Source organism: Solwaraspora sp. WMMD792 (assembly GCF_029626105.1).
Classification (GTDB): Bacteria; Actinomycetota; Actinomycetes; order Mycobacteriales; family Micromonosporaceae; genus Micromonospora_E.
In genome coordinates this window covers 5770458-5782705 of the sequence record NZ_JARUBH010000009.1, presented here as the reverse complement: position 1 = coordinate 5782705, position 12248 = coordinate 5770458, and the positions used below count along the sequence as shown (strand labels likewise).

8 protein-coding genes are annotated in these 12248 nt (G+C 71.4%); 2 read left to right on the top strand and 6 right to left on the bottom strand.

Annotated features, from left to right (window positions below; all coding sequences use genetic code 11):
* Positions 1 to 205 precede the first annotated feature (205 nt).
* From O7629_RS26865 to pdhA, 3 genes are read right to left on the bottom strand one after another with little or no spacing between them, the layout of a single operon-like run.
* Positions 206 to 1681 (bottom strand): 2-oxo acid dehydrogenase subunit E2, encoded by a 1476-nt coding sequence (locus tag O7629_RS26865; RefSeq protein WP_278172696.1) that lies wholly within the window; start codon positions 1679 to 1681, stop codon positions 206 to 208.
* A 6-nt stretch (positions 1682 to 1687) separates the two neighbouring features.
* On the bottom strand, positions 1688 to 2677 hold the full coding sequence (locus tag O7629_RS26860) for an alpha-ketoacid dehydrogenase subunit beta (RefSeq protein WP_278174694.1): 990 nt from the start codon (positions 2675 to 2677) through the stop codon (positions 1688 to 1690).
* Positions 2674 to 3852, bottom strand: a complete 1179-nt coding sequence (gene pdhA, locus O7629_RS26855) for a pyruvate dehydrogenase (acetyl-transferring) E1 component subunit alpha (protein ID WP_278172695.1) — start codon at positions 3850 to 3852, stop codon at positions 2674 to 2676. Before pdhA ends, O7629_RS26860 begins: the two co-directional genes overlap by 4 nt.
* Positions 3853 to 4301: 449 nt before the next feature.
* Between pdhA and O7629_RS26850 the strand changes: the two genes are divergently transcribed.
* Positions 4302 to 5096 carry a hypothetical protein gene (locus O7629_RS26850; RefSeq protein WP_278172693.1) on the top strand — a complete coding sequence of 265 codons (795 nt, stop codon included), beginning with the start codon at positions 4302 to 4304 and terminating at the stop codon, positions 5094 to 5096.
* Between the two features lie 13 nt (positions 5097 to 5109).
* On the opposite strand, the gene O7629_RS26845 is transcribed toward O7629_RS26850, so the two are convergent.
* The 3 genes from O7629_RS26845 to O7629_RS26835 all read right to left on the bottom strand — a co-directional run bounded on the left by O7629_RS26845 (position 5110) and on the right by O7629_RS26835 (position 9967).
* Entirely contained in the window at positions 5110 to 6339 is a 1230-nt protein-coding gene (locus O7629_RS26845; protein WP_278172692.1) for a hypothetical protein, read from the bottom strand.
* Positions 6340 to 6473: 134 nt separating this feature from the next.
* On the bottom strand, positions 6474 to 8234 hold the full coding sequence (locus tag O7629_RS26840) for a GTPase (RefSeq protein ID WP_278172690.1): 1761 nt from the start codon (positions 8232 to 8234) through the stop codon (positions 6474 to 6476).
* Complete coding sequence (locus O7629_RS26835) at positions 8231 to 9967, bottom strand: ABC transporter (protein ID WP_278174693.1); 1737 nt, start codon at positions 9965 to 9967, stop codon at positions 8231 to 8233. The genes O7629_RS26840 and O7629_RS26835 overlap by 4 nt, the downstream gene beginning before the upstream one ends.
* Positions 9968 to 10311: 344 nt before the next feature.
* Between O7629_RS26835 and dnaK the strand changes: the two genes are divergently transcribed.
* The gene (gene dnaK / locus O7629_RS26830; RefSeq protein WP_278172688.1) at positions 10312 to 12225 is read left to right on the top strand and encodes a molecular chaperone DnaK; all 1914 of its coding nucleotides are present in this window, start codon (positions 10312 to 10314) and stop codon (positions 12223 to 12225) included.
* Positions 12226 to 12248 lie beyond the last annotated feature (23 nt).

Here is a 12248-nt window from a genome sequence, read left to right as displayed (position 1 = left end):
TCTTGTCGACCGCTTCGGCGGTCAACTCAAGTGAAGCGCACCGACCCCCTGAGTTGCCAATGATTCTTAGGTGAGAGCCGCCACTTGCCTAAGAATCCGTGATCTGAGCGGGCTTGGTCCGATGATGATTAGGGTGACAACGAGGAACGGCGTCGCCACCAGTGACGGTGGCGACGCCGTTCGTAGTCGCGTCGGGTCTCGGCGGTCAGGTCCAGGCGAGCAGTGCCGCCTCCGGGTCGGTCAGGAACGCTCCGACGTCGCGCAGGAAGGCGGAGCCAAGTTCGCCGTCGATGATCCGGTGGTCGAACGACAGCGCCAGGGTCGCTACCTGGCGTATCCGAATCTTCTCCTTGTGTACCCAGGGTGCCTTGCGGATCGTGCCGATCGCGAGAATCGCCGACTCGCCCGGCGGGAGGATCGGAGTGCCACTGTCCACTCCGAACACCCCGACGTTGGTCACGGTCATCGTGCCGCCGGCCATGTCGGCCGGCGCGGTCCGCCCCGCTTTCGCGGTCCGAACCAGATCGGCCATCGCCTCGGCGAGTTCCCGCGTGGTCAGCCGCCCAGCGTCCTTGATGTTCGGCACGATCAGGCCCCGCTCGGTCGCCGCCGCGATGCCGAGATTCACGTACTCCTTGACCACGATCTCGTCGCCGGCCCAGGTGGAGTTCACCAACGGGTGCCGGCGTGCCGCCAGCAGCATCGCCCGAGCCACCATCAGCAACGGCGAGACCTTGATCCCCTGCCAGTCGGGCTGGCTCCGGATTCGGTCCAGTGCCTTCACCGATCTGGTCAGGTCGACGGTGAGGAACTCGGTGACGTGCGGCGCGGTGAACGCCGACGCGACCATGTTCTCCGCAGTCAACCTGCGTACCCCTTTGACCGGGATCCGCTGTTCGCGGTCGGGGCCGGGCGGCAGTGCGGCCGACCCGTTCTGTGCCGACCCGTTCTGTGCCGACCCGGCCTGCGTCGACCCGGCCTGCTCGTTGGCACGGAGCACGTCGTCGCGGGTGACCGAGCCGAGCGGACCGCTGCCGTGCAGCCCGGCCAGGTCGACCCCGAGGTCCCGGGCGAGTTTGCGTACCGGCGGCTTGGCCAGCGCCTTCGCCACCGGTCCGGCTGGGCCTGGTCCGGCTGGTGCCGGTTCAGTCTGGGCCGGTTCAGTCTGGGCCGGCTGGGCCGTCAGCGGGCCGGTCGACACCGGCATCGGTTCGGCGGGCTGGGCCAGTTCGCCCGTGGTGCGGCGCGGCCGGCGCTTGGCCGCGGTGGTACGCGGGCCGTAGCCGACCAGCACGGCGGTCCGACCACCGGGGGCCGGCCCGCCGATCATGCCCGGCTCGATCGCACCGCCGGGCGGCGGGATCTCCGGCTGTGGCGATTCGGGTCGGGACGGTGCCGGCACCGGGCCGGTCGGTTCAGCGGCGGGGCCGGCGGCCGGCTCGGTGTCGATCGCGATGATCGCCGTGCCGACCTCGACCGTGGCGCCTTCCGGGTGGAAGATGGCCTGCACCTGCCCGCCCCATTTGGCGGGGATCTCCACCGCGGCCTTCGCGGTCTCCACCTCGACGATCGGCTGGTTCAGCTCGATGACGTCGCCGACCTGGACGAGCCACTTGAGGATTTCTCCCTCGGTGAGGCCTTCGCCGAGGTCGGGCAGGTCGAACTGTTTGATCCGAGACATCGGCGCTCACCAACCGAACGCGCGGTCGACGGCGTCGAGTACCCGGTCCAGGTCCGGCAGGTACTCCTCCTCCAGACGGGCAGCCGGGTACGGCGTGTTGAAGCCGCCCACCCGCAGTACCGGCGCTTCCAGGGAGTAGAAGCACTCCTCGGTGATCCGGGCGGCGATCTCGGCACCGAGACCGAGGTTCGTCGGTGCCTCGTGCACCACCACGCAACGACCGGTCCGCCGGACCGACTCGTACGTACCGGCCAGGTCCAGCGGGGACAGCGACCGCAGGTCGATCACCTCGAGTTCGCGGCCCTCCTCGGCGGCGGCGGTCGCCGCGTCCAGTGCGGTGCGCACCATGGGTCCGTACGCCAGGACCGTCGCGTCGCTGCCGGGCCGCACGGTGCGGGCGGCATGCAGCGGGTACGCCGTACCCGGCGGTGTCTCCAGCTCGACCGGTGCCTTCTCCCAGTACCGCCGCTTCGGCTCCAAAAAGATGATCGGGTCGTCGGAGAGCACCGCCTGCTGGATCATCGTGTAGGCGTCCTGCGGGTTGGAGCAGGCAACGACCTTCAGCCCGGCGGTGTGCGAGAAGTACGCTTCCGGCGACTCGGAGTGGTGCTCCACCGCGCCGATACCGCCGCCGAACGGGATCCGGATCACGATCGGCAGCTTCACCTTGCCCTGCGACCGGTAGTGCATCTTGGCCACCTGGGACACGATCTGGTCGTACGCCGGGTAGACGAAGCCGTCGAACTGGATCTCGCAGATCGGACGGAAGCCGCGGATGGCCAGACCGACGGCGGTGCCGATGATCCCGGACTCGGCCAGCGGGGTGTCGATCACCCGGTCCTCGCCGAAGTCCTTCTGCAGTCCGTCGGTGATCCGGAAGACGCCGCCGAGCTTGCCGACGTCCTCGCCCATCAGGACGACCTTGTTGTCGCTGTCCAGCGCCCTGCGCAACCCGGCGTTGAGCGCCTTACCGAGAGTGAGTGTCTCAGGCATCAGTGCGACCCTCCCTCGAACGACGCCAGGTACCGCTCGAACTGGGCCCGTTCGGTGTCGAGCAGCGGCGAGCCGTGCGCGTACACGTGATCGAAGAGCGCGCCGGGCTGCGGGTCGGGCATGCTCAGCACCCGCTCCCGCAGCTGCACCGCGTCCTGCTTGGCCTGCGCGTCGACCTCGGCGAAGAAGTCGGCATCGGCGATCTGCTGCTTCTCCAGGAAGGCGCGGACCCGGGCGATCGGGTCCTTGGCCTGCCACGCCTCCACCTCGCTGGCGATCCGGTACCGGGTCGGGTCGTCGGAGGTGGTGTGCGCCCCCATCCGGTACGTGTACGCCTCGATCAGCGTCGGGCCCTGCCCGTGCCGGGCGTTGTCCAGCGCGGTCCGGGTCACCGCGTAGCTGGCCAGCACGTCGTTGCCGTCCACCCGTACGCCCGGGAAGCCGAAGCCGGACGACCGCTGGTAGAGCGGGATCCTGGTCTGTCGTTCGAGGGGTTCGGAGATGGCGTACTGGTTGTTCTGACAGAAGAAGACGATCGGCGCGTTGAAGACGCTGGACCAGACGAAGGCTTCGTTGACGTCACCCTGTGCGGACGCCCCGTCACCGAAGTACGCGATGACCGCCTCGCCGTCGTCGCCGCCGACCTTGCCGTCCATGGTGATGCCCATGGCGTAGCCGGTGGCGTGCAGCGTCTGGGCGCCGATCACGATCGTGTACATGTTGAACTTGAACTCGTTCGGATCCCAGCCACCCTGGTCGACCCCGCGGAACAACCCCAGCGGCATGATCGGGTCGATGCCGCGGCAGTAGAGCACACCGTGTTCGCGGTAGGTGGGAAACGCCATGTCCTGAGCGCGCAGCGCCCGTCCGGAACCGACCTGCGCGGCCTCCTGACCGAGCAGGCTCGCCCAGATGCCCAGCTCACCTTGGCGCTGCAGGGCGGTCGCCTCGGCATCGAGTTTCCGCACCACGACGAGGTCCCGGTAGAGGGCACGGTACTCGGCGTCGGTGAAGTCGACCGTGTACTGCGTGCCGTCGGGGCCGGTCACCCGGTCGATCCGTTCGCCGTCCGGAGTCAGTAGTTGCACCAACTCCGGATCGGCGGCGTTCCTGTTGACGCGCCGTCGAGCCGCGGCCGGTCTGGCACGGGTCGCTGTCCCGCGCTCGCCTTTCGCCATCCGTCTCTCCCATCGTTCGTGCGTGGCAGCGGGGGTGTCCCGACCGCGCAGCTCGTCCCGCTGCCGGCTGCTGCCGGTGCAGGTCCTCTCGCCGCGCCTGGCCCGGGTCAGGGTTGCCGCGCGGCACGGGCCGGGTTCTGGCTGGACCCGGTCCGGGAGGGACGTCATCGAGTCGTGCCCGCCGCGGTAGAGGCGGAGGCAGCGGCTGCGGTGCCGTCCGGTCCATATTCGCATTGGAGGTGAGGGGTGTCATAGGTCGGTCCGGTCGTGCAGGTGCGATGTCCGCGTTGCGCGGAACTTGTAGCCTCGCGCTGCGTTCGGCCGAGTGTGACTCATCCGTCCGGTTCTGATAACACGATGTATTGAACTGGAAAACTTTCTGTCACTGCTTCACGATGTATCCAGAGCCGGTGATCTGTGGGACCGTGGATCGACCGGAGGCCATACCGATGAGGAGACGAGCCGTGCTGCTGCCGCAGGATCGCGTGGCCCGGCCCACCGGGGTGGACGGACCTGCCCGGCGGTTCGCGTTGATCGTGGCGTTGCTGGTGCTGACCGCCTCGTTGCCGCTGCTTGCGACGCTCGGCGCGGGTTCGGCGACGGTGGCCGGAGGTGGCCCGGCCACCGTGCTGCCGCTGATCGGTCAGCCGGGCGGCGGACCGATCATCGTGCAGCCGCTGCCGCACCCGACCCCGTCCGGACCGGTCGAGCCGACCGGCGGGGACGGTACGGAGCAGGAAGCGTCGACGGACCGTCGTGCCGGCGGCCGGGACGGACCCTCCACCGGCACGAAGCGCGACAGCGGGAGCGGGTCGTCGGATCGTGACCGGCCGGCACCGGGCGCACCAGCGGACTCCGATGGTCCGGCACCGACGACCCCCAGCGATCCTGGGTCCGAACAGCCACCATCCGACACTCCGGACGACTCGCCGGACCCTGACGACCCGCCGCCCGTCACCGACGTCGACCCCGACATCGACCCGGATCCCGATCCGTCCCCGACGCCGTCGCCGAATCCAGACGTGGACCCGGACATCGATCCGGACATCGATCCGGACATCGACCCGTCCCCGGATCCCGATCCGTCCCCGACGCCGTCGCCGAATCCAGACGTGGATCCGGACATCGACCCGTCGCCGGACATCGACCCGTCGCCGGACCCCGATCCGACGCCGACCCCGACCCCGGACCCCGACGTGGATCCGGATCCGTCCTGCAGTCCGCACCCATCGGACGCGGCATGACCGGGTAGACCCGTCAGGATCCGCCCTGCTCGTCGGCGAGCCGTTGCCGGTTGGCCTCGATCCAGGCGTCGAGCGCCTGCGGATCGTTGAGGTCGACACCCTCGGCAAGGAGCTGGGCGACCGCGGCCGTGGCCGGGCTGCGGCGCTCCCCGGTGGTGTAGAGGCGGACGAACTCCGGCACCATCTCGGCGATCGCGGCGTCCGTCTGGCTGAACGCCGCCGCCGGTAGACCGCGCTGCCGGCCGGCGTACGCGGACCAGCCGCGGACCACGCCGGGCAGCATCGCCGCGTCGTCGATGTCCAGCACCGCCCGGCGGTGCACCCAGTCGAGCAGGAACATGCCGGCCACCGCCGGGCTCCAGCGCATCGGGTCGGGGTCGAGCAGGCTCGCCGAGTGGTCGAGCACCAGGCTCAGGCAGAAGTGCAGCGAGGCAAGGTCGGCGTCGCCGGCCGCGTCCAGCCCGAACCGCTTGGCCTCGGCGGACGCGAGGAACTCCCGCACCAGAACGGTCCGCCGGTCGGCGGGCAGCGGGTCGTCCGGTGCCGGCGCCACGGTCCGCAGCGGCGCGGGCAGTACGGCGAGCCGCGCGCCGACCAACGCCCGGTCGGTGGCGAGCGACCCCTCGCCGGGCAACTCGCCCAGGCCGTCGGTGATCGCCAGGTGCCGGCTCACCTCACCGCGCAGCACCCGGGGATCCTCTTCGCGGAACCAGGTCAGCTCGTCGTTGGCACACATCTGCCGGACCTGACCGAGGACCCGCTCGGCCGGACCACCGACGAAGACGTCCTTGGTGATGCCGATGTTGTGGTCGACCAGCGCCACCATCGCGTGCTCGGGGCCGCCGAGCTCGTCGTCGTAGGCGAAGGTGGCCAGGTACGAGGTCTGGTCGCCGTACACGTCGCCGTAGGCGTAGCTGCCGGTCAGCCGGACCCGGCCCAACCGGTCCGACCAGGGCGGCGCGGTCTTGCCGACCTTCACCGCGGCGGCGCCTGCCGCCTCCGGCACCAGCCGGGCGAAGACGGTACGGATGGTGGTCGCGGCGGCGGCGCGCCGGCGGGTGGTGGCGGCGAGAAAGCCGCCGACGAACTCCCGGACCGCGTCGGCCCGGTCCGTCTCCGCCACCGCGTACACGCTGCCGAGCAGGGCGGCGCCGAGCATCTCCGCGTCGAGGGCACACTCCAACTTGGTCACGTCACGGGCGGCGGCGAGCACCGCTTCGTAGGGGGTTTCAGGCGTGGCCATGAATCGACCCTACGCCGTGCTGCGGCGGCTGGCATCACCTGTGCGTTACATGTCGGGCACGCCGGGCGGGTGGACTCCGGCCCCGTCCAGCCAGGCGGTGGGCCGCGCTCCCACCGGGAGACCGGACGGGGTCCTCAGCGGTGGGACGACCGGGCACGGTCCAACGCGTCACGGGCGTCGGCGTGCGCCTGCAGGACCGCCCGGACCGGGGCGACGACCAGCCGGCGGGCGGTCTCGGCCACCACGTCGTACAGCCGGTCCTCGGCCCGTCTGCGGACCCGCCGGGCCGCCCACCCGGTCACCGGCCGGATCAGCAGACTGAGCAGAATCCCGCCGAGCAGGCCGCCGAGCAGCATCGCGGTCGGCACCGGCAGGACACCGACCGTCGGATAGTCGAGGGCCGGCAGACCCAGCGTACGGATGACGAAGCCGACCAGCAGCCAGCCGAGCCCGACGGCGGCCGTAGCGGTGACCGCCCACTGCACCGCGCCGACCAGCCGCCACCACATCGGCTGCCGGTCCAGGCCCAGATCGGCGCCGCCGATCGCCCGGTCGAGAGCGTCCGGCAGCTCGGCCCGTTGCGACCGGGCGGCGGCGGCGACCGCCGCCGACCAGGGGGTCGGCAGCCGACTGCCGGCCTGCTCGGCGAGGCCGCGTACGGCCAGATCGACCGCGGCGCGCTGCGCGGCACTCGGTGCCGGCAACGAGGTGACCGGCACCGGTCCACCAGCACCGGCCAGCGACGGCGGCCCCGGTCGATCGGGCGCGGTCACCGGCGCTGGCTGGTCGGCCGGGTCGATCCCGCCGACCCGGCGGGAGCCGAGCAGGTGCAGCCGTAGCAGCGGATCCGGCCGCAGCCTGCGCCAGGCCCGGGTGAGCGGCCAGCCGGTCGCGGCCCCGGCCCGGTGCCGGTACGCCGAGTCGACGGCGTCGACCACGCTCGGCACCCCGGCCGCCGCCGCCAGCGCCAGGCTGAGCCGGCGCACCGTGCCGCGGTTGATCTCCTCCTCGGCGTGTTCGCCGGCCGGGCCGACCAGTTCCGCCAGGCCGTCGGTGACCGAGTCCAGGTCACCGGAGAGTCGCCGTAGCGCCGCCTGCCGCTCGGCCACCGTGCCTTCCAACAGCCGGCGCAGCTCGGTCATCGCGGCCGGCACCAGCGCAGAGGTGGCCAGCAGCGGGACTCCGTCGAGCCCGTCGGCGTCGAGCAGCCGGCGCAGGTCGGCGAGCAGCCGGGGCAGCTCGGTCCGGTCCAGCCGGTCGGCGTGGTTGAGCACCACCACGGTGACGTCCCGGTTGCGATGGAACTCCCGCAGATAGCTGCGGTGGATCACCCGGTCGGCGTACTTCTGCGGGTCGACCACCCAGATCACCAGGTCGACCAGGCCGAGTAGCCGGTCGACCTCCAGCCGGTGTCCGTACTCGACCGAGTCGAAGTCGGGCAGGTCGAGCAGGACCAGCCCGTGCAGCCCGGCCTCGTCGGTGCCGTCCAGGGCGCTCTCCCGGACGAACCGGTGCCGGGGCAGGACCCCGACCCAGTCCAACAGTCCGCTCGCCCCGTCGACCGCCCCCCACCCGCACGCGTGCGCGTACCCGGTGGTGGGCCGGCGTACGCCGACCGGAGAGAGGTCCCGCCCGGCCAGCGCGTTGAAGATGCTGGACTTGCCGCTGCCGGTGGCGCCGGCCAGCGCCACGACGGTGTGCTCCCGGGACAGCGCCAGCCGGGCCCCGGCCCGCTCGACCAGGGTGCGGGCGGCTCCGAGACGGTCGTCGGGAATCCGACCGTCGGCGGCGCGCAGGAACCGCCCGAGCGCGTCGAGCCGGTCGACCAGCAGGTCGGCGTCCACCCGTGAGTTCCCTCGGACCAGGTGCCGGACCCGGTCGACGAAGCCGGTCACGCGACCGCTCCCGGCAGCGGTCCGGTCGCGCCGGGCAGCGTTTCCGGCAAGCGGTACGGCGTACCGCCGCTCAACCCGGCGGCCACCCGGGCCTGCTCGACCTCGACGGCTGCGGCGCGCAGCCGGTCGCCGGGTGCGGTGGCCGTGGCGTCGACGGCCTGCGGTGGGACCCCGGCCGCTTCGATCAGCCGCAGGTAGCGTCCGGCCTCCTCGTCGAGCAGCGCCCGGATCCGGCGCAGCAGGCCCTCCCGGGACCGGTTGGCGAGGTTGCGGATCGCCTGGTCGCCGAAGATCGCCTCGAGGACCTTCTGCGCCGCGATGGTGGTGCCGCCGGCGGCGGCGACCTCCAGCCCGGTCGGGATGAAGGCGGTCGAGGCGAAGACCGCGATCATGACGGCGAGCCCGGTGGCGTTCACCGCGTACGCGGCGGTGCGGGCGACGAACCGCTTGTCGCCGGCCTCGGCCCGGACCAGTTCGAGCACGTCGCGTTGCCAGTCGCGGACCAGTCGCTCGGCGCGCTCCGGCAGGTCGGCGGAAGGCCGGGCGAGGTCCGGGGTGAGTAGCGCGGCGCCGGCCGGGTGGGTCCGCCAGGCGAGGTGCGCGGCGTCGGCGGCTTCGGTCGCCGCGCCCTTGATCAGGGTGACCAGTTGTGACTCGATCGCGGTCCGCAGCTGGTTGGCGGGTGCCGGCCGCCCGGTGACGGCGCTGAGCACCCGGTCGCGAAGCCGCCCCACCCTGGCCTCCAGTGAACGGAACAGTTCGCCGGTGCCGACGAAGTCCTGCCAGCGGCCGAGTACTTCGCCGCGGAGCAGCCGGCCGTCCTGCACCGCCTGCTCGGCGTTGCGGGCGGCACTGCGGTACGCGGCCCGGACCCGGTCGGTCAGGGTACGGGCCGCGTCGAGCTGGTCGTCGGCGGCGGAGGCCAGCCCTTCGACGGTCGGTGCCAGCGCGCTCAGCGCCCCGTCGAGGGACTGCCGGATCACCGCGGCGCGGGCGGCGGCGTCCCCGGCGAGCCGGCCGAACCATTCGCGCAGCGGCGCGGCGACGATCTCCGGCAGCAGCCCTTGGCCGCCGACCACCGTCTCCGGCACCACGAAGATCGGTACGTCGCCGAGGTCGTGGTCGGTGAGCATCTCCCGCAGGTGCGCGGTGATCTCGTCGACCGCCTCGGTCGGCACCCGGTCCAGGGCGAGCGCGACCATGGTCCCGCGCAGCTGCGCGGTCTGCAGCAGCTGCCAGGGGACCGCGTCGGCGTACCGGGCGGCGGTGGTGACGAACAGCCACAGGTCGGCGGCGGCGAGCAGTTGGACGGCGAGCGCCCGGTTGGCGTCGACCACCGAGTCGATGTCCGGCGCGTCGAGGAAGGCCAGCCCGGGGGGTAGCGCCGGCGCGGCGACGAGCTGCAGCGCGTCCGATGCGTCGGTGGGGCCGGCGGTGCGGGTCAGGCCGGGTAGCAGCTCGCCCTGCCGGAACCAGCTGGCGTCCGCCGGGTGGCTGACCAGCACCGGGGACCGGGTGGTGGGCCGCAGTACGCCGGTGGCGCTGACCCGGGCCCGGACCATGCTGTTGACCAGGGTCGACTTGCCCGCACCGGTGGAGCCGCCGACCACCACCAGCAGCGGTGCGTCGAGTCGGGCGAGCCGGGGCAGTAGATAGTCGTCCAGCTGGGCGATCAGGCCGGCACCGACCTCGCGGCCCTCCTCGGCTGAGGGCAGCACGAGGGGGTACGCCATCGCCGCGATTGCGGAGCGTAGTCGTTTGAGCGCAGCGGGAAGTTCGGGTGCGCCGGGGTTGGGCGCGGCCGGTCCGCCCTGCGTGGTCACGGGTAAAGCGTGCCCGATCAATGCATGCCAGACAACCTGAACCGGCCCGGCGTGGCTGCCGATGACACTGTGGGCGACGCGGCCCGAGGGGGTATCGGTGCTGGTGGGAGCATTAGTTGCGCGACTCCGACTCAACCTGACTTGACGGTGGCTGCGATCGTGGCAGTATTGAGTCAAGTCCACTCAACTTGTGGTGGGTGTACGGCGGGGCGGTGCCCCGGCACCTGCTCTACGAACGAAGCGAGGAAGCGACCATGGCACGTGCGGTCGGTATCGACCTGGGCACGACGAACTCCTGCGTCAGTGTGCTGGAGGGTGGTGAGCCTACCGTCATCGCCAACGCGGAGGGCTCCCGGACCACTCCTTCCATCGTCGCGTTCGCCCGCAACGGTGAGGTGCTCGTCGGCGAGGTCGCCAAGCGGCAGGCGGTGACCAACCCGGACCGGACGATCCGGTCGGTCAAGCGGGAGATCGGCACCAACTGGACCGTCGACATCGACGGCAAGAAGTACACGCCGCAGGAGATCTCCGCCCGTACCCTGATGAAGCTCAAGCGGGACGCCGAGGCCTACCTCGGTGAGCGGATCACCGACGCGGTGATCACCGTCCCGGCGTACTTCAATGACGCGCAGCGTCAGGCCACCAAGGAAGCCGGCGAGATCGCCGGGTTCAACGTGCTGCGGATCGTCAACGAGCCGACCGCGGCGGCCCTGGCGTACGGCCTGGACAAGGGCTCCAAGGAACAGACCGTCCTGGTCTTCGACCTCGGTGGCGGCACCTTCGACGTCTCGCTGCTGGAGCTCGGCGAGGGCGTGATCGAGGTCAAGTCGACCAGTGGTGACAACCTGCTCGGTGGTGACGACTGGGACCAGCGGATCATCGACCACCTGGTGAAGACGTTCCGTGGCCAGCACGGCGTCGACCTCGCGCAGGACAAGATGGCGATGCAGCGGCTGCGGGAAGCCGCGGAGAAGGCCAAGATCGAGCTGTCCGCCGCCACCACGACCAGCATCAACCTGCCGTACATCACCGCCGGCCCGGCCGGGTCGGACGGTGCCCCGTCGGCGCCGCTGCACCTGGACGTCACGCTGACCCGCGCCGAGTTCCAGCGGATGACCCAGGACCTGCTGGACCGCTGCAAGGGCCCGTTCGAGCAGGCGATCAAGGACGCCAGCGTCAAGCTGGCCGACGTCGACCACGTCATTCTGGTCGGCGGGTCCACCCGGATGCCGGCCGTCTCCGACCTGGTCAAGCAGCTGACCGGCCGGGAGCCGAACAAGGGCGTCAACCCGGACGAGGTGGTCGCGGTCGGTGCCGCGCTGCAGGCCGGTGTGCTCAAGGGCGAGGTCAAGGACGTCCTGCTGCTCGACGTGACCCCGCTGAGCCTGGGCATCGAGACCAAGGGCGGCATCTTCACCAAGCTGATCGAGCGCAACACCACCATCCCGACCAAGCGCTCCGAGGTGTTCACCACGGCTGACGACAACCAGCCGTCGGTGCTCATCCAGGTCTTCCAGGGTGAGCGGGACATCGCCGCGTACAACAAGAAGCTCGGCACCTTCGAGCTGACCGGGCTTCCGCCGGCGCCGCGGGGCGTGCCGCAGGTGGAGGTCGCCTTCGACATCGACGCGAACGGCATCGTCCACGTCAACGCCAAGGACCTGGGCACCGGCAAGGAGCAGTCGATGACGATCACCGGTGGCTCGGCGCTGCCGAAGGACGACATCGAGCGGATGATGCGCGACGCGCAGGACCACGCCGACGAGGACAAGCGACGTCGCGAGGAGGCGGAGACCCGCAACCTGGCCGAGCAGCTGCAGTGGCAGACCGAGAAGTTCCTCGCCGAGAGCGGCGACAAGCTGCCGTCGGACTCCCGCGACCAGATGAACGACGCGCTGGGCGAACTGCGTGGCGCGTTGGCCGGCAGCGACATCGAGGCGATCAAGTCCGCGCACGAGAAGCTGGCGCAGGTTTCCCAGCAGGCCGGCTCGCAGCTCTACGCCCAGCAGGCCGAGCAGCCGGGTCAGCCGGGCGCTGCCGGCGGCCCCGGCGAGGCCGGACCGGGCACCGCCGGACCGGGCGCCGCTGGGGCGTCCGCGTCGGGTGGCGCCGCCGGCGGTCCGGACGACGTGGTCGACGCGGAGATCATCGAGGACGACAAGAAGTGAGTCTTCGTCGAGGCCGAGGACCA